This window comes from Clostridium septicum (assembly GCF_003606265.1).
Classification (GTDB): domain Bacteria; phylum Bacillota; class Clostridia; order Clostridiales; family Clostridiaceae; genus Clostridium; species Clostridium septicum.
In genome coordinates, this window is sequence record NZ_CP023671.1 from 1,699,155 (window position 1) to 1,716,753 (window position 17,599).

Below are 17,599 nucleotides of genomic sequence, written 5' to 3' on the forward strand. Positions count from 1 at the left end.
ACTAAAAAATTAAACTTTCATCCATTTTCCTATTAATTTTGTAAGCTCTATACCATCTTTAGATTCTATTCTATGTATAGATATTAAACTACCATCTTCCTCTTTTCTTACTGATGATAGTGCTCTTATTTCTTCCCCATAAGTACATTCCTTTTCAAAAGTTACCTTTATATTTTCTAATTTAAAGTTCCTTACAACCTCAATTGGTAAAGACTCTATTGCCCATTCTACATATTTAGCATTATTAACATGTCTATTAAAATCTATGTCACTATATCTTATTTTAAATTCTTTCTCATAAGTTGATTCTTGTAACTTCTCTAATCTTTCTATTTTAAAAGGCTCTTTTATATCAGACTCTAACCCGTAAGCCTTATACTGCTCTTCAGGTATTCTCATAGTTTTTCTTTTTTCTATATTTATTAGAAAGAATATAGCTTGAGCCTCTACAACTTTATTTCCATCTTCGTCATAAATACTATATTCTCTTATGGCATAAAACTTCTTAAATCCCTTGGCAACTGTTACTGCTTTTAGTTTTTCACCATACTTTGGATATCTAATAATCTTTACATCATATTGATAAAAAACCCAAGCCATATTTTTATCTACTAAATAGTTTATTCCAACTCCTAATTTTTCTGATTGTTCAGTTCCTACATCCCCTAAAATATTTATTATAGAAGTCATTGTACAGTCTAAATTATAATCAGCTTCATAAAAATGTACCTGATAATCTTTTGAATATTGTTCTCCCATAGTTCCCTCCAAAGTAATATTAAATTTAATATTAAATAAAAGCTCCGTAGTCACTTTATTACTACAGAGCTAATTAATTTCATTTATTACTTATTTAAAGCTTCTAACAAAGCTTCTAAGCTTAATCCGTGAACCATTGCAGCTTCTTCTAAAGATTCTGCTTGAGCTGATGGACACCCAACACATCCCATTCCAAAACTCATTAAAATTTCAGCTGCATCTGCCTTTTCTCTTATAAGCTCTCCAATAGTCATCTCCTTAGTTATCATAAATACCACCCATCCTTCTAATATTGTTGCTATATAATATAAATTAAATATCTTTTTTATTATTTTATTAAAATTATATACATAAGATTTTTTTTAGTCAATTTTATATATAGCCTGAAATTGGGCGATATTTTATTATAATAGTGAAATTTAATAATATCTACTAAAATTTAATTCTCTTAATAAAACTTCAAGATTTACTCCATGTTCAATGCAAGCCTCTTTGAGTGTTTCTTCTTCGTTTTTATTTAAAATGCCACATCCTATTCCAAAACTCATTAATATAGATTGTGCTCCAGGATTTTTTAAAATAGCATCATTTAAAGTCATATCTTCTGTTATCATACTTTCACCTCTGTTGTTAATTGTATTATTTACTAGTATACGACTTTCCCGTCCTACTTATTCCATAAAAAAGAATTATCTAGAATAAATATTCTAGATAATTCTTTTTTTATAATTCTTCAGTTACTCTAATTGTTTGATCTCTCTTTGGTCCAACACCAATAATAGAAATCTTAGTTTCTGTTAGTTCTTCTATTCTTCTTAAATATTTCTTTGCATTTTCAGGTAATTCTTCATAGCTTCTTGCATTAGCTACTTCTTCACCCCAACCATCAAACTCTTCATAAACAGGTTCACATTCTGCTAAATCTTCTAAACTTGCTGGGAAATAATCTATAACCTTATCTTCAAACTTATATCCCACACAAATCTTTAGCTTTTCAAGTCCTGCTAATGTATCTATTTTAGTAACACATAATGATGTTAATCCTGATACTCTTACTGTAGTCTTTAATATAACAGCATCTAACCATCCACATCTTCTTGATCTACCTGTTGTTACTCCATATTCATGTCCTTTTTCTCTTATCCAATCTCCAGTAGAATCTAATAATTCAGTTGGGAAAGGTCCTTTACCAACTCTTGTTGTATAAGCCTTCGCTATACCAACAGCATTAGTAATCATAGTTGGTCCTATTCCTACTCCATTAGCAACTCCACCAGCAGTAGTATTTGATGATGTTACATATGGGTATGTTCCGTAATCTATATCAAGTAGCATTCCTTGTGCTCCTTCAAATAGTACAGTCTTATCCTTCTTTATTTCATCATATACTCTAACTGAAGTATCTTGAACGAAAGGTCTTAGTCTTTCTGCAAATGCTAAATACTTTTCTAAAATTTCATCATAATTTAAAGCTTCTCCACCAAGAACTTTAGTTATATAAGCATTTTTCATATCTATATTTTCTTTTAACTTCTCAGCAAAAACTTCTTTGTGCATAAGATCACATATTCTTATTCCACATCTTTCAAATTTATCTGTATAGCAAGGTCCTATTCCCTTACCAGTTGTTCCTATGTCATTTTTACCTCTAGCTTGTTCCTTTAATTTGTCTAAAACCTTGTGATATGGCATTATAACTTGAGCTCTATCACTAACAATAAGCTTTTCTGGTGTAACCTTAACACCCTCTCCTTCTAAGTAGTCTATTTCTGTAAATAGCGCTTCTGGATCTACCACTACACCATTTCCAATAACATTTAATTTATCATCATATAAAACTCCTGAAGGAATTAAATGAAGTTTATATTGCTTATCCCCAACTTCAACAGTATGACCTGCATTATTTCCACCTTGATATCTAACAACCACTTGAGCTTCTTCTGCTAAGTAATCTGTCATTTTTCCTTTTCCTTCATCGCCCCATTGAGCCCCTAAAACAATAAATGCTGACATTAATATTGCCTCCTTATGAAAAGACTATTTTTTAGCCTTGCATTAAAAATTTAGATTTTTTACTATCCACATATCATAGTAACAAAGTAGAATGAAACTTTCAATATTTTTGCGAATATTTTTTTGCATTATTTTATAATAATTCGTATAATATATATGTAGTTATTTATATTTTAAGTAAAGTATTATTATTTATTCTATTTTATATAAAAAAGGAGCATTATTATGAACATTTATGAAGAGGCGCTAAAATATCATGGAGATTTAAAGGGTAAATTTGAAATTATTTCTAGGTGTAAAATAAAAAACGAAAAGGACTTAAGCTTAGCTTATACGCCTGGAGTTGCTGAACCTTGTAAAGAAATTCATAAAGATCCTTCAAAATCCTATTTATATACAAGGAAATGGAATACTGTAGCTGTAATATCTGATGGTACTGCTGTTTTAGGTCTTGGAGATATAGGACCATTAGCTGCCTTACCAGTTATGGAAGGAAAGTCAATTTTATTTAAAGAATTTGCAAATGTTGATGCTTTTCCTCTAGTACTTGATACTAAAGATACAAAAGAAATTATAGATACTGTTATAAAAATTGCTCCAACTTTTGGTGGCATAAACTTAGAAGATATTTCAGCTCCAAGATGTTTTGAAATTGAAAAGGCTTTAAAAGAAAAATTAGATATTCCTGTTTTTCATGATGATCAGCATGGAACTGCAATAGTTGTTCTTTCCGGTTTACTAAATGGCTTAAAAATAGTTAATAAAAATTTAGAAGATATAAAAATAGTTATAAATGGTTCTGGAGCCGCTGGTTCTGCTATTTGTAAATTACTACTATCTTCTGGTGCTAAAAACATAATAATGTGTGATAAATTTGGAGCTATATATAACGGCATGGACTTTATCAATGAATCCCTAGAAGAATTATCTAATATAACTAATCCTAATAAAGAAACTGGAACCCTAAAAGATGTAATTAAAAATGCTGATGTATTTATTGGTGTTTCTGCTCCTAACCTAGTTTCTAAAGAAATGGTTAAAACTATGAATAAGGATTCAATTATATTTGCAATGGCTAATCCGATACCTGAAATTTTTCCTGATGATGCTAAGGAAGCTGGCGCTAAAGTTATAGGAACAGGAAGGTCAGATTTTCCTAACCAAGTGAACAACGTTTTAGCATTTCCAGGTATATTTAGAGGCGCTTTAGATGTCATGGCTAGTGATATAAATGAAGATATGAAAATAGCTGCTGCTTATGCTATAGCTAACGCTATATCTAAAGATGATTTAAGCCCTGATTTTATAATTCCAAAAGCCTTTGACATAAATGTTCAAAAACTAGTTGCAGAAGCTGTAAAAGAGGCTGCTATTAAAAGTGGAGTATCAAGATTAAAATAACTCTTTATAATATATAAAATATTAGAATCTTTATAATGTTATATAATACAAAAGAGCAGCTTTAAAACTGCTCTTTTTCTAATTTAAAATTACATACTTTTAGATTTTTCTGCACACTTCTCCATTCCCTTAATTACAGAATTTCTAAATCCTTGATTTTCTAACTCTACTACAGCATCTATAGTTGTTCCACCTGGTGAGCAAACCATATCTTTAAGTTCCCCTGGATGCTTTTTAGTTTCTAAAACCATTTTAGCTGATCCTAAAACACTTTGTGCTGCCATTTTATACGCTTTTGATCTTGGAATTCCTAATTTGACAGCAGCATCAGCCATAGCTTCTATAAACATGAATACATATGCTGGAGATGATCCACATAAGGCTATAAATCCATGAAAATCTTTTTCTGCTAGTATTTCATACTCACCAAAGCTTTTATATAGATTACAAACATAATTTAATTCTTCTTCTTTAACTAATTTATTGGGACAAATAGCTGACATTCCTTCACCAACTAAAGCAGGAGTATTTGGCATAGTCTTAATAATCTTTATGTCTTTTCCAAACCAAGTTTCAACTTGTTTTAATTCTATTCCTGCAGCTATGGTAATTATAACTGCATTATCCTTTAAATTATCTTTTATTTCAAAAATAACATTTTTATACATATTAGGCTTAACTGCTAAAAATATTATATCGGAAAATTTTGCTACCTCAACATTATTTAATGTACATTTAACTCCAATTTCCTCTTCAATTTTTTCTTTTGATTCATTACTTCTTGTAGATACTAATATATCTTCATTTCCTATAGATTTAGATTTTAAAAGTCCCATTACCATTGACTTTCCCATATTTCCACAACCTATAAATCCAATTCTTTTATTCATTACTCTACCTCTATTCTTAATATTAATTTGTAATTTTATCTTATTTAATTATATTTTATATATCCAACCATAAGCCTCATAGGATAGCTTGTTTTATAAAACACAAACTATAAATACATATAAGGAGGTATGACTATGGACGATAAAAATATTTATAATAAATTTAAAATGAACAAAAATAAATTTATTTTTGACTTAATGAATTCTAACTCCTTAAAAGAAAATTCAAATAATAACCCTATAATTAATATAACCGAAAATAAAAATTATTATAGTATTTTTATATCTCTTAATGAATTTAAAAAAGAAGAGATTTTATTAAAATATATAAATAATTTTCTAATTTTAAATTTAAATTTAAGAAATAAAAATAATAAATCTTTAAAATATAAAAGATTATTTTACTTAAAAGATATTGATATTTGTAATATTACAAATAAAATTTCAGCTAATTTAATTTATTTAAAAGTGCCTAAAATAGTAAATTGTTAAAAATAAAAGCTATGCTGCTGCATAGCTTTTATTCCTTGTAAACTAATTCTAAGTTTGCAAATTTACTATGAGCTCCAATCCAAGCCATCTTAACAGTTCCTACTGGACCATTTCTTTGCTTAGCTATTATACACTCACCAATATTTTTATCTTCAGTCTCTTTGTTATAATACTCATCTCTATATAAAAACATAACAACATCCGCATCTTGCTCTATTGAACCTGATTCTCTTAAGTCTGATAACATAGGTCTATGATCCGCTCTTTGCTCCGGAGCACGTGATAATTGTGATAATGCTATTACTGGGCACTCCATCTCTTTAGCTAAGGCCTTTATAGATCTTGAAATTTCTGATACCTCTTGTTGTCTACTTTCACTACCTGAACTCCCTGACATAAGCTGTAAGTAATCGATAAGTATCATGTCTATTCCATGCTCCATTTTTATCTTTCTACACTTAGATCTCATTTCCATAACACTTAATCCTGCTGTATCATCTATAAAGATTTTAGCTTTAGATAATGGTCCTGTTGCTCTAGCTATTCTTTCCCAATCATCATCATCTAAATTACCAGTTCTAAGCTTTAACATATCTACACTTGCTTCAGAACATAATAACTTATAAGCTAATTGCTCCTTAGACATTTCCAAGGAAAATATAACTACACTTTTCCCTTCTTTTAAAGCAGCATTTTCAGCTATATTTAATGAAAATGTAGTCTTCCCCATAGATGGTCTTGCTGCTATAAGCACCATATCACCTTTTTGGAATCCAGAAGTCTTAGCATCTAAATCTCTAATTCCAGATCCTACACCTGTAATACTTCCTTTATTGTTAAATAGCTTTTCTATTTCCAGGAAGCCTCTTTCTAACACATTTGAAAGAGGTTCATAGTCATTTGAACCTTTCTTTTCAGCTATATCGAAGATTTTTTTTTGAGCTTTATCTAAAACTCCATCTACCTTATCTTGATTATTATAACTTTCCTCTATAATTTCAGTTGATGATTTAATTAATTTTCTTAATAAAGATTTTTCCTCAACTATTTTTATATATGAACTTAAGTTTGCAGTAGTTGGTACAGAAGCACTTAATTCTGATATATAAGTTACTCCACCGGCTTTATCCAACATATCCGTTGATTTCAAATATTCTAATAAGGTTACTAGATCTACAGCCATATCTTGTGAAAACATTTCTCTTATAGCTTTATATAAAACCTTATGTCCATCCCTATAAAAATCATCTTCATTTAGCTTTTCTAAAACCCTTGCTATAGCACTCTTATCTATTATCATAGAACCTATAACAGATTGCTCTGCTTCTATGCTTTGGGGCAAACTTCTCATAATTGGTGCATCCATATGTAACCTCCTCTCAAGTATTGCTAAAGTTATTATATCAAAACCTTGTTTATAAAACATAATATATTTAATATTTTTATTTTTTCTAATATAAAAATAATAATATTTTATAAATATTATAATAAAAAATAAAATTAGACTCCCCATTAGGAAAGCCTAATTTATTGTATTATTTTTCAAATACTATATCCATAAGTTCTTCTATTTCACTTACAGTTCTTACTTCTATATCTTCCAATCCTAATGGAATTTCTTTTTCATTATCTTTTGGTATTATTACTAACTTAATACCTTTTCTTCTTGCACCATATATCTTTTCAAATATTCCTCCAACAGGCTTTACTTTACCTCTAAGTGATATTTCCCCGGTAATAGCAACATCTTGCCTTATTGGTCTATCAAGTAGTGCACTTATAACACATATAGTTATTGCAGCTCCTGCTGAAGGCCCATCAATCTTACCTCCACCAACTACATTTACATGTATATCATAATCTTTTAAATCCTTATCTGTTATTTTTCTAATTACAGATGCTGCATTAAATACTGAATCCTTTGCCATTGATCCCGCTGTATCATTAAACTTAATAACTCCTGCACCTTTTTTATGTGCTGGGAAAACAGCCGCTTCAATTTCTAGAGTAGATCCCATAAATCCGCTTACACCTAAACCATATACATGACCAACTTCAGATTTATTAATATCTTCTATAATTTCATATGGTGAATATCTACCAACAGAAATTACTTCTTCTACATCCTTCATTTTTATAAAATGTTCTTCGGTAACATCTTCTCCTGCTGTATATAAAGAATACCCATATGCATCTGCTAAAATATTTACTGCTTTTCTACCTTCAACAGTATATTTGCTTATAAATTTAGCAATACCATCTTCAAGTTTTACATCTAATTTATCTGCAGCATTATATATTATATTTTCTATATCATCAGCTGATAAAGGTTCAAAATATACTTCTGTACATCTTGATCTTAGTGCTGGATTTATTTTTCCTGGTTCTCTTGTTGTTGCTCCAATTAAAACAAAATCTGCTGGTGCTCCCTTTTCAAATAAATATCTAATATATTCTGGGGTATTTTCATCATCTGGATCATAATATGATGATGAATACTCAACTCTCTTATCTTCAAGAACTTTTAATAACTTATTTTGAAGTATTTCATCTAATTCACCGATTTCATCTATAAATAATACTCCACCATGAGCTTCAGTTACCAATCCAGTCTTAGGTTCTGGAACTCCTACCTCTGCTAAATCTTTTTTACTACCTTGATATATAGGATCATGTACTGAACCTAATAGGGGATTTGTTATTTCTCTTGGATCCCATCTTAAAGTAGTTCCATCAACTTCAACAAACTTAGAATCTCCATCAAAAGGAGTAAATCTTAATTTCTTTGCATATTCTAAGGCTAATCTTGCTGCTGAAGTTTTACCAACCCCTGGAGGTCCATATAAAAGTATATGTTGTGGGTATGGAGACGACATTTTTGAAATAAGAGATTTAACTGCCCTTTGTTGCCCAACAACTTCTTCAAATTTTTCAGGTCTTAATAAACTCATTACATTTTTATTTATGTTTTTTGAATCTAATTCCTTAAGCCTTTCTAATTTTTTTGTAGTTTTTGTGCTTTCCGGTCCCTTTTGTTTCTTTATAATAGAAACTCTCATATCATCCATAAACTTATCTTGTCTTTCAGCTAACGCTTTTTCCACTTGTGACTCAACTTTATTTTGAACATATTTTCTTGCTATGTTCTCTGATATGAAATATACAGTATCCTCTAATACTTCTCTTACATTATCTGCATTTGGTATTGATTTTGTTCCCTTACCATCTGAGGCTATCATATTTAGTGCATATACTCTTTCATACACACTAGGTGAAGTTATATGCTTTTGAAGCTTAAATCTAACAGTTCTTGCCCTAACAGCTCCTTCATCTAATACATTGCCTAATATTTGATTTAATACATTAACCTGTGCATCTAATGACAGCCCACTATCTAGTAAACCATCTAACTTTTCTTCGTCGTATGACTTCAAATCTAATCCTCCTTATGCTTCTGGCACAATAATTACTCTCATTTTTGTTGTTACTTCTGGATATAATTTTATTTCTATTTCATATCCACCCGCTACTTTTATTGTATCCATAACTATCTTCTTTTTATCTATTGATAAGTTAAATTCTTTATTTATTAATGTAGCCACATCTTTGCTTGTTATAGCTCCAAATAATCTTCCATTATCTCCGCCTTTTGCCTTTAATGTGACTTCTTTTCCTTTTAACTCTGCTGCTAATTTTTGAGCTGCTTCTAATTCAGCTAACTTTTTCTTTCTTTCATTTTCTTTCTTTGTATTTAAAACATGCAGATTATTTCCTGTAGCTTCTTGAACTAAATTTCTTGGAAATAAGAAATTTCTTGCATATCCATCTGATACCTCTATAACATCACCTTTTTTTCCTAACTTTTTAACATCTTGTAATAAAATTACTTTCATGTTATTCACCTTCCCTCAAGTTTTTTTTAATTGATTCTTTTAAAATTTCTTTTGCTCTTTCTACTGATATATTTGTTAACTTAGCTCCTGCCATATTCATATGACCGCCACCACCAATAGCTTCTAATATAACTTGAACATTTATATCTCCTATTGACCTACCGCTTATTATAACATTATCATTTATTTTTCCAATCACAAAGCATACTTCTATTCCTGATATATTTAAAAGCTCATCTGCAGCCCTAGCTATCTTAAAACTTTCCTTTAATCTATCAGGTGTAACAGCTATAGCTACTCCATGACTAAGTTCTGCAGATTTTATTGTATCTGCTATTAATAAATAATCATCCAAATCATCAGTAAACATTTTTTTAACTTCTATAGTATCTGCACCAAGTGCTCTTAAGAATGAAGCAGCATCAAAGGTTCTCACTCCAGCCTTAAAAGAAAAACCTTTTGTATCCATAAATATACCTGCTAATAAGCCTTCTGCCTCAATTCTTGATATATTAGGCTTTTGAACCATATACTGAATTAATTCTGTTACCATCTCTGAAGTTGATGATGCATATACTTCTATATAGCTTAATATAGCACCCTCAATTATATCTGGACTTCTTCTATGATGGTCTATTATTATTTTTCTATTAGCTTGTTCTGCTAAATCTAAATTCTGAATATACCCTTTATTGTGAACATCTACTATTATTAATAGAGATTTATCATTCATTTGCGCCCTTGCTTCTTCTGGTGAAATTAATAACTCTTCATGTTTCTCATCACTTTCTATTTTTGATAAATAATAATTTATAGAGTTAGTATCATTATTAATAATAATATTACAAGGTTTACCTAATTGTTTTACTACAGCTGATAATCCTATAGCTGATCCAAAACAATCCATGTCTGGATTTGAGTGACCTATAATGAATACATTACTACTTTCGTATATTAACTCTTTTAAAGCATGTGCTATTACTCTTGCTCTTACTCTGGTTCTTTTTTCTATCTCTCTACTATTACCGCCAAAGAATGTTATTTTGTCATTACTTTTAACTGCTACTTGGTCTCCACCTCTACCTAATGAGAGTTCTTTTGCGGTAACTGCAAAAGTATAGTTTTCTTGTGGAGATGTTCCTCCTCTACCAATACCTATGCTAAGAGTTACTTCTAGTGTATTTCCTCTATCAATTTTAGAAATCTCATCTAATATATTAAATTTAGAATTTATTTCCTCATTAATATATTTATCCTGAACAGAAAGTACATACTTATTAGAATCGTACTTAGTTATCATTGCCTTAAGTTTTTGAGCATATGTATTTATAGCTTTCTCAACTTCTGCAACTAACATCGGTCTATCACTTTCACTAGTTGTTTCTAACGCCTCTGATAAATTATCTACCTCTATTAACATTATACTCTCTTTAGTATTATCTATATTTTTTAGATTACTTATGTCATTAAAATAAACAACATATACATTTTCATCACTTTCCTCTAGCTTAATACTACTTGCATATACTCTATATAAACAATCTAATATTCTAATTTTTTGATGTAAATCTTTGTCACAAGTTAATAATCTAGCCAAATTTAATCCTCTAGCTATACTTACTATATTTAGTCCTTCTGGATCCTCTTCTGTAAATTTATTAAACTTAGAATTACTCCAAATAATTTTTCCGCATTTATCTATTAATGCTACTGGAAATATTAAATTAAATATGTTTTGATTTATAGAGTTATTTATATTTATATTTAACTCCTCTATTGAATCTTGATAGTTATTTCTACCAATGTACTCTGTTTCGCTAAATATAATAAATATTATAAGTAATATTGAGCCAAGTAACGTGCTCTTTATATAATAAAAACTTATACACGCTCCTACAAACATTAGAGGTATTATCATTGGCTTAATGTTATCTAGCTTTTTTTTCATAAAAGCCTCCTAATTATCATTAATTAATGATTTTTCTTTAAATGCTCTTGAAGCTTACTTAAACTTCTACCATCCTTTTCATATTCATGACCTTCGGCTATACCAGCTCTTAATTTCTTTTTCATATCATCATCTACATCATCACATGAGTACCCTAACTTTTGTCCTAAGACATACAAAATTAGTATAGATCCTGATATACAATTTAAAATGGCATCTTGAGCCACGTTGCTGCCCTTAGTTAATAAATAATAGAATTCTCCAATTATACATAAAAGATTGGCTTTAAGCTTTTCTATCATTTTTATATTAGCCATTATATTTAGGTCCTCTCTTTTCACTCTTTTCACCCCTGTTCACATACCCTTGTATATATATTTTAATTATAATTTATTATTAATGCAACAAATTCTACATGTCAATTACAAATTATGTAAACAATTTAAGTTATTTATCTTTTATACCATATATAAATTTATAATATTATAAAATTTACACTTTTATTTATGTATTAGTAAAATTTTTTATAACAAAAAACCCCTGACACGTCAGGGGTTATAATTACTACTATTCAGTTGTGAATGGTAGTAATGCTATATTTCTTGATCTCTTTATAGCAGATGTTAATTGTCTTTGGTGCTTAGCGCAAGTTCCAGAAATTCTTCTTGGTAAAATCTTACCTCTTTCTGTAACGAACTTTCTTAGCTTAGTTATATCTTTATAATCTATATTTTCAGCTTTTTCTACGCAGAAAGCACATACTTTTCTCTTAGATCTTCTCATTTTTCCAGATCTTTTCATATCTCTCATGCTTAGTTCCTCCTTATAAAAATTTAGACATTAGAAAGGCATATCTCCATCATCTACAGGAGTCATGTCTTCATCAAAATTCATACCACCAAATGCATCATTTGATGAACTTGAATTATCAGAATTAGGGTTTGAATAACCATATCCACCATTTGATGAACCTTGGTCTCTTCCACCATTACCTGAACCGATGAACTCAAATGAATCTACAACTACATCAGTTGTATATCTTTTAGTTCCATCTTTAGCATCATAACTACCAGTTCTAATGCTTCCTGTAACAGCTAATTGTCTACCCTTAGTAAGATATTGCGCTATTGTTTCTCCTGTTTTACCAAAAGCTATACAATTGATAAAATCAGTTTCATCTTTTTTGAATGGTCTATTTACAGCTAAAGAAAATCTTGTAACAGCAGTTCCACTGTTTGCTGCAAAATTTAACTCTGGATCTCTAGTGAGTCTTCCAATAAGTATAACCTTATTCATTACAATATCACCTCTTACGCTTCTTGTTTAACAATGATGTGTCTTAAAACACCATCAGTAATTCTGAATATTCTGTCTAACTCTTTTGGTAGGTCAGCATCAGCATTGAAGTTGATTAACGTATAGAAACCTTCGTTAACTTTTGAGATTTCGTAAGCAAGCTTTCTCTTACCCCAAACATCAACGTTTTCTATAGTTCCTCCACCATTTTCTATTACACCCTTGAATTTTTCGATGTTAGCTTTACAAGCTTCTTCATCTAATGATGGGTGTAGTATAAATATAGTTTCGTACTTTCTCATCATTTTCACCTCCTCCCCTCGGACTATGGCTGTGCATTGCACAGCAGGGATTACAATTTTATATTTTATCAGTTTAAATTTTGTTTTGCAAGTTTTTTATTCTAATTGTTACATATTAACTATTTTTTTAGCATCTTTTTGAAATTTACTTCTTGGAAGCATTATTATTCTTCCACATCCAGTGCATTTTATTTTTATATCAGCTCCAAGTCTTATAACCTCAAAAGCCTTACTACCACAAGGATGTTGTTTTTTCATTTCAATTATATCTCCTAATTCAAATGTATCTATCATATTTCCACCTCTTAATTCTATTTTCCATAATGCATTTATTTTCTATTTAGATTTTATTATTTGAGTTTTTGGATATGGAATTTCTATTCCCTCTTCATCTAATGCTTCTTTAATATTTTTTCTTAACTCTCTTTCCATTTTCCATTGGCTTAAAGGCTTAGCCCTTCCTATAACTCTAATATTTACTCCTGATGCATTTAATGATGTAACTCCTAAAACTTCTATATCTCCTCTTATCTCTTCTTTGTTATTGACTTTAAACTTATTGCATACATTTGTTATTAAACTAATAGCTGCTTCAATATTTTCTTCATAAGCAATTTCTACATCTACTATAAATCTAATATCACCTCTTGAGTGGTTAGTTACTTCTAATATAGATCCATTAGTTATAACATGTAAGTCTCCAGTAAAATCCCTCAAAACTGTTGTTCGTATTCCAATATTTTCTACTATTCCCGTATATTGTCCAACGCTTATATGATCTCCAACTCCGTATTGATCCTCAAATAATATAAAAAAACCATTAATTAAATCCTTTACTAAACTTTGAGCTCCTATACCTATTGCAAAACCTCCAGCACCAAGAACAGCTGCTGAAACTCCTGAAAATACATTTGCAACAATTATAGCTACTCCAGTCAAATATACACCATACTTTAAAGCACTCTTTAATACTGCTCCTATGGTTATAGCTTTTTGCTCATTCATTGAAAAACTAAGTTTACTTTTTATTTGCCTTTTAATAAATTTATCTATTACTTTATTTCCTATTTTTATAGTTAAGTACATTATTATAAGTATACTTATAATTCTTATTCCTTTACCTATAAAATTTTCTACTTCTTCCCATTTTATCATTAGTTTTAAACTACCATCTATAGGTTCTAATCCAAAAAACATTAAATAATTATACATATTATCACCTTTTAATAATTATTAATTTATTTGATTATATCCACTTTCTGTTTTTATATATATTTTTTTATAATTAATTATACTTTCACTAATTATCTTTTCTACATACTCTTTATTTTCTATCCTTACACACAATCCACAACTTTGAGTTATAACTGTTGGAGTTGGCATCATCTTAAATTCTATTTCCTCCTTTAATAAATTATTCTCTGCCGTCATTGCATCTAAAGTATTTTTAAATACTATAATATAATAATTCATTTTCTCTTTTTCCTCCTAATAATTTTATCGTTTGTTATTAATTATATTATAACTATTTTCCTTTTTAAATGTTTAAATCTTACCATTGTTTTAATAATATTTTTAAATTTTAATGCAATTCTTTACATATTATTTTATAATTATTTTATTATAATTTTATAAATAAGAAGGAGTAAAAATGAGTATATATCTTGATAATGCCAGTACTACCTTTCCTAAACCAAAAGCAGTTGCTGATGCAATTTATAATTTCATTACACATATAGGTGGGAATGCGGGTCGTTCAAATCATTCAAATTCATTAGAAACAAATCGTATATTGTTTGAAACTCGTTCTGCTTTAGCAGAATTTTTTAACTACAGTTTTATTGAAAATGTTATTTTTACAAATAATATAACAACTTCGCTAAATATTTTAATACAAGGAAGTTTATCTAAAGGAGATCATGTAATTACATCCTCTATGGAACATAATTCTGTTATTCGACCTCTTTATTATATGAAAGAGAATAATAATATCGAATTAGATATAGTAAACGCTAATTCTCAAGGATTTATAAATCCATTAGATATAGAAAAGCTTATTAAACCTAACACAAAACTTATTATAATAAGTCAAGCATCAAATGTTACAGGAAGCATTCAACCAATAAAAGAGATAGGCTTACTTTGTAAAAAGCATAATGTATTTTTTATTCTTGATACGGCTCAAGGAGCTGGAGTTTTAAAAACAGATTTTTCTGAATTAAACTTAAATGCATTAGCTTTTACTGGACATAAAAGTTTATTAGGTCCTCAAGGAATTGGTGGATTCATCATAGATAATAAATTAAATAAAATATGTAAGCCTTTATATTTAGGTGGCACTGGTAGTTTATCTCACGACTTAAATCAACCGGATTTTTTACCAGATAAATTTGAATCTGGAACACTTAATACTCCAGGTATAATAGGTTTACTAGAAGCAATAAAATTTATAAATTCAGAAGGTTTAAATACAATATATGAATATAATAATTCCCTTCATAGTTATTTTATTAATAACTTACTTAATATAAATAAAATTAAGTATTATGGTGATATAACAGGAGATAAATCTACAACTTGCGTTTCATTTAATATTGATGGTATGGATACTGCTGAAGTATCTTATATATTAGATAATATATTTGAAATTAAAAATAGATCTGGATTACACTGCTCTCCACTAGCTCATAAAACTATTGGAACTTATCCTACTGGAACTATAAGATTAAGCACAAGCTATTTTACAAAAAAAGAAGATATAGATTTTGCTTTATCTTCAATAAATAAAATTTCTAAGAAGGGAGTTGAAACTTTTGGATAAAGATACTAATTTAAATGATAATTATAAATTTCAAGATAAAATTTCTAAGCTAGTTCTTTTCTTTACAATATATACATTATCATTTGTATTTTTTACTAGTACAATTAAATTTACTTTACCCTTTATATTAGCAGGAATATTTGCTCTAATATTAAAGTCTCCAACTAAATATTTAATAAAAAAAATTAAGATGAAATCTTGGCTAGCTTCTTTAGCTTCCACAATAATATTTTTCTCATTATTTATATTTATATTAATTTTAGCTATAAGTTCTTTAACTAGTGAACTTGTATCAGTTGCTAAAACTCTTCAAGAATTTTTATCAAGTAACTCTTCATCTTATTTCTCAGAATTAGGATCATTCTTTCAAAACATAGTTGATAATTTAAATCTTATTGATCCCTCTGTATGGAATAATATAGTTAAGACAGCAACTGAATCACTTAATAAATTCTTACAATTAGGTGTATCTGGTGTAACATCATTAATAACTGGATTATTTTCATTCTTTGGATATGTTCCATATATAGGAATGGTTATAGCATTTACATTATTATCGACCTATTTCTTTACTGAAAAGGTAGCAACTGCTTCTAGTGATAAATTTAATAACCTTATTCCTCTAGGAAATAAAAAAATATTTAACGCTATTAAGCATGGCAAAAAGATGATTGCTAACTATTTATTAGCTTATATGTTTTTAATATTTTTAAGTATGTTTATTACTTTTATAGGTTTTCTAATTTTTAAAATTGATTATGCTTTATTATTAAGTATATTAGCAGGATTATTGGATTTGCTTCCTATAGTTGGTATGGCATGTGTCTATATACCTTTAATATTATATTTTTTATATCAAGGAAATCTTTTTGTAGCTATAGGATTAGTTATTTTATATTTATTAGTATTTGTTTCTAGACAGTTACTTGAACCTAAAATCATGAGTTCATCTCTTGGAATAAGCCCGATATCCACATTAGCTGCGATGTTTATAGGCCTACAACTAAATGGACTTATGGGAATGGTATTTTGTATGCTTTTAGTTGTTTGTTATACTATTCTAAAAAGGGTAGAAATATTATAGATAAATGAAAAATTTGAATATGAACCTCCTTTATTGGCAATAATTTCAATAAAGGAGGTTTTTTTATGAGCAAATGTTTTTCGGTAACTGCATGTTCTCCTAACTCATATGTAGAAGTTAGAGATTATTTATGTAATAAACTGAATAAGTTAATTAAAGAAAATAAAGATATAATTTTTATTTGTATTGGTACTGATAGATCTACTGGTGATTCCCTAGGCCCTTTAGTTGGATATAAATTAAAGTTTATTTCTCGTAAAAACATTCATATTTATGGTTCTCTAGAAAATCCTATTCATGCTAATAATGTTGAAAATACTTTTAAGAAAATAAAAAGTACTTTTAATAATCCATATATAATTGCTATAGATTCATGCTTAGGAGATATTCATAATATAGGCAAGGTTTTTATAGAGGATAAACCTTTAAGACCTGGATTAGCATTAGATAAAAATTTGCCTCCTATAGGAAATATGAGTATACGAGGCGTTGTTAATATAGCTGGTAATCTAGAATTTATGGTTTTACAAAATACTAGATTATGCACAGTAATGACTTTAGCTGATTGTATTTCTAATGGAATATTTCACTTTATTTTAAAATCATTAGGTAATAATACTAAATATCTAAATACTTCTCTTGATAGTATGAAATATCTGTAAGTATAAAAAAATAAACAGTATGATTTTTATATTTCATA

The 17,599-nt window shown here is 28.6% G+C and carries 21 protein-coding genes; 5 read left to right on the forward strand and 16 right to left on the reverse strand.

Features of this window, described 5'->3' with window-relative positions; translation table 11 throughout:
* Positions 1–9 precede the first annotated feature (9 nt).
* The 4 genes from CP523_RS07525 to CP523_RS07540 all read right to left on the reverse strand — a co-directional run bounded on the left by CP523_RS07525 (position 10) and on the right by CP523_RS07540 (position 2,772).
* Positions 10–759: an acyl-[acyl-carrier-protein] thioesterase gene (locus tag CP523_RS07525; RefSeq protein WP_066673798.1), complete on the reverse strand. Its 750-nt coding sequence runs from the start codon at positions 757–759 to the stop codon at positions 10–12.
* Between the two features lie 86 nt (positions 760–845).
* Positions 846–1,028: a DUF1858 domain-containing protein gene (locus tag CP523_RS07530; RefSeq protein ID WP_066673800.1), complete on the reverse strand. Its 183-nt coding sequence runs from the start codon at positions 1,026–1,028 to the stop codon at positions 846–848.
* Between the two features lie 150 nt (positions 1,029–1,178).
* Positions 1,179–1,373, reverse strand: a complete 195-nt coding sequence (locus CP523_RS07535; protein ID WP_066673802.1) for a DUF1858 domain-containing protein — start codon at positions 1,371–1,373, stop codon at positions 1,179–1,181.
* A 109-nt stretch (positions 1,374–1,482) separates the two neighbouring features.
* Positions 1,483–2,772: an adenylosuccinate synthase gene (locus CP523_RS07540; RefSeq protein ID WP_066673804.1), complete on the reverse strand. Its 1,290-nt coding sequence runs from the start codon at positions 2,770–2,772 to the stop codon at positions 1,483–1,485.
* 225 nt (positions 2,773–2,997) lie between these two features.
* On the opposite strand from CP523_RS07540, the gene CP523_RS07545 reads away from it, so the two are divergent.
* Positions 2,998–4,173 (forward strand): NAD(P)-dependent malic enzyme, encoded by a 1,176-nt coding sequence (locus tag CP523_RS07545; RefSeq protein ID WP_066673806.1) that lies wholly within the window; start codon positions 2,998–3,000, stop codon positions 4,171–4,173.
* Between the two features lie 89 nt (positions 4,174–4,262).
* On the opposite strand, the gene proC is transcribed toward CP523_RS07545, so the two are convergent.
* Entirely contained in the window at positions 4,263–5,063 is an 801-nt protein-coding gene (proC, locus tag CP523_RS07550) for a pyrroline-5-carboxylate reductase (protein WP_066673811.1), read from the reverse strand.
* 135 nt (positions 5,064–5,198) lie between these two features.
* Between proC and CP523_RS07555 the strand changes: the two genes are divergently transcribed.
* On the forward strand, positions 5,199–5,555 hold the full coding sequence (locus tag CP523_RS07555) for a hypothetical protein (protein ID WP_120140749.1): 357 nt from the start codon (positions 5,199–5,201) through the stop codon (positions 5,553–5,555).
* A gap of 28 nt (positions 5,556–5,583) precedes the next feature.
* Here the strand turns inward: CP523_RS07555 and CP523_RS07560 are convergent, their stop codons facing one another.
* From CP523_RS07560 to CP523_RS07610, 11 genes are all read right to left on the reverse strand, one after another.
* Positions 5,584–6,921: a replicative DNA helicase gene (locus tag CP523_RS07560; RefSeq protein WP_066673812.1), complete on the reverse strand. Its 1,338-nt coding sequence runs from the start codon at positions 6,919–6,921 to the stop codon at positions 5,584–5,586.
* A gap of 169 nt (positions 6,922–7,090) precedes the next feature.
* Positions 7,091–8,989, reverse strand: a complete 1,899-nt coding sequence (gene lonC / locus CP523_RS07565) for a Lon family ATP-dependent protease (RefSeq protein WP_066673814.1) — start codon at positions 8,987–8,989, stop codon at positions 7,091–7,093.
* Between the two features lie 12 nt (positions 8,990–9,001).
* Entirely contained in the window at positions 9,002–9,448 is a 447-nt protein-coding gene (gene rplI / locus CP523_RS07570) for a 50S ribosomal protein L9 (protein ID WP_066673815.1), read from the reverse strand.
* Position 9,449: 1 nt separating this feature from the next.
* Positions 9,450–11,396, reverse strand: a complete 1,947-nt coding sequence (locus CP523_RS07575) for a DHH family phosphoesterase (protein ID WP_066673817.1) — start codon at positions 11,394–11,396, stop codon at positions 9,450–9,452.
* Between the two features lie 23 nt (positions 11,397–11,419).
* Positions 11,420–11,737 carry a MazG-like family protein gene (locus CP523_RS07580; RefSeq protein ID WP_066673819.1) on the reverse strand — a complete coding sequence of 106 codons (318 nt, stop codon included), beginning with the start codon at positions 11,735–11,737 and terminating at the stop codon, positions 11,420–11,422.
* 226 nt (positions 11,738–11,963) lie between these two features.
* Positions 11,964–12,206, reverse strand: coding sequence for a 30S ribosomal protein S18 (gene rpsR, locus CP523_RS07585; RefSeq protein WP_066673821.1), 243 nt, complete (start codon positions 12,204–12,206; stop codon positions 11,964–11,966).
* A 30-nt stretch (positions 12,207–12,236) separates the two neighbouring features.
* Positions 12,237–12,692 carry a single-stranded DNA-binding protein gene (locus tag CP523_RS07590; RefSeq protein WP_066673824.1) on the reverse strand — a complete coding sequence of 152 codons (456 nt, stop codon included), beginning with the start codon at positions 12,690–12,692 and terminating at the stop codon, positions 12,237–12,239.
* 14 nt (positions 12,693–12,706) lie between these two features.
* The gene (gene rpsF / locus CP523_RS07595) at positions 12,707–12,994 is read right to left on the reverse strand and encodes a 30S ribosomal protein S6 (RefSeq protein WP_066673826.1); all 288 of its coding nucleotides are present in this window, start codon (positions 12,992–12,994) and stop codon (positions 12,707–12,709) included.
* A 108-nt stretch (positions 12,995–13,102) separates the two neighbouring features.
* Complete coding sequence (locus tag CP523_RS07600; RefSeq protein ID WP_066673828.1) at positions 13,103–13,288, reverse strand: DUF951 domain-containing protein; 186 nt, start codon at positions 13,286–13,288, stop codon at positions 13,103–13,105.
* Between the two features lie 42 nt (positions 13,289–13,330).
* Complete coding sequence (locus CP523_RS07605) at positions 13,331–14,206, reverse strand: mechanosensitive ion channel family protein (RefSeq protein ID WP_066673830.1); 876 nt, start codon at positions 14,204–14,206, stop codon at positions 13,331–13,333.
* A 21-nt stretch (positions 14,207–14,227) separates the two neighbouring features.
* Positions 14,228–14,467: a putative Se/S carrier protein gene (locus tag CP523_RS07610; RefSeq protein WP_066673832.1), complete on the reverse strand. Its 240-nt coding sequence runs from the start codon at positions 14,465–14,467 to the stop codon at positions 14,228–14,230.
* A 178-nt stretch (positions 14,468–14,645) separates the two neighbouring features.
* Between CP523_RS07610 and CP523_RS07615 the strand changes: the two genes are divergently transcribed.
* From CP523_RS07615 to yyaC, 3 genes are all read left to right on the forward strand, one after another.
* Positions 14,646–15,815, forward strand: coding sequence for an aminotransferase class V-fold PLP-dependent enzyme (locus CP523_RS07615; RefSeq protein WP_066673834.1), 1,170 nt, complete (start codon positions 14,646–14,648; stop codon positions 15,813–15,815).
* The gene (gene ytvI, locus CP523_RS07620) at positions 15,808–16,899 is read left to right on the forward strand and encodes a sporulation integral membrane protein YtvI (RefSeq protein WP_066673836.1); all 1,092 of its coding nucleotides are present in this window, start codon (positions 15,808–15,810) and stop codon (positions 16,897–16,899) included. The genes CP523_RS07615 and ytvI overlap by 8 nt, the downstream gene beginning before the upstream one ends.
* Before the next feature lie 65 nt (positions 16,900–16,964).
* Positions 16,965–17,561 carry a spore protease YyaC gene (gene yyaC / locus CP523_RS07625; protein WP_066673838.1) on the forward strand — a complete coding sequence of 199 codons (597 nt, stop codon included), beginning with the start codon at positions 16,965–16,967 and terminating at the stop codon, positions 17,559–17,561.
* Positions 17,562–17,599 lie beyond the last annotated feature (38 nt).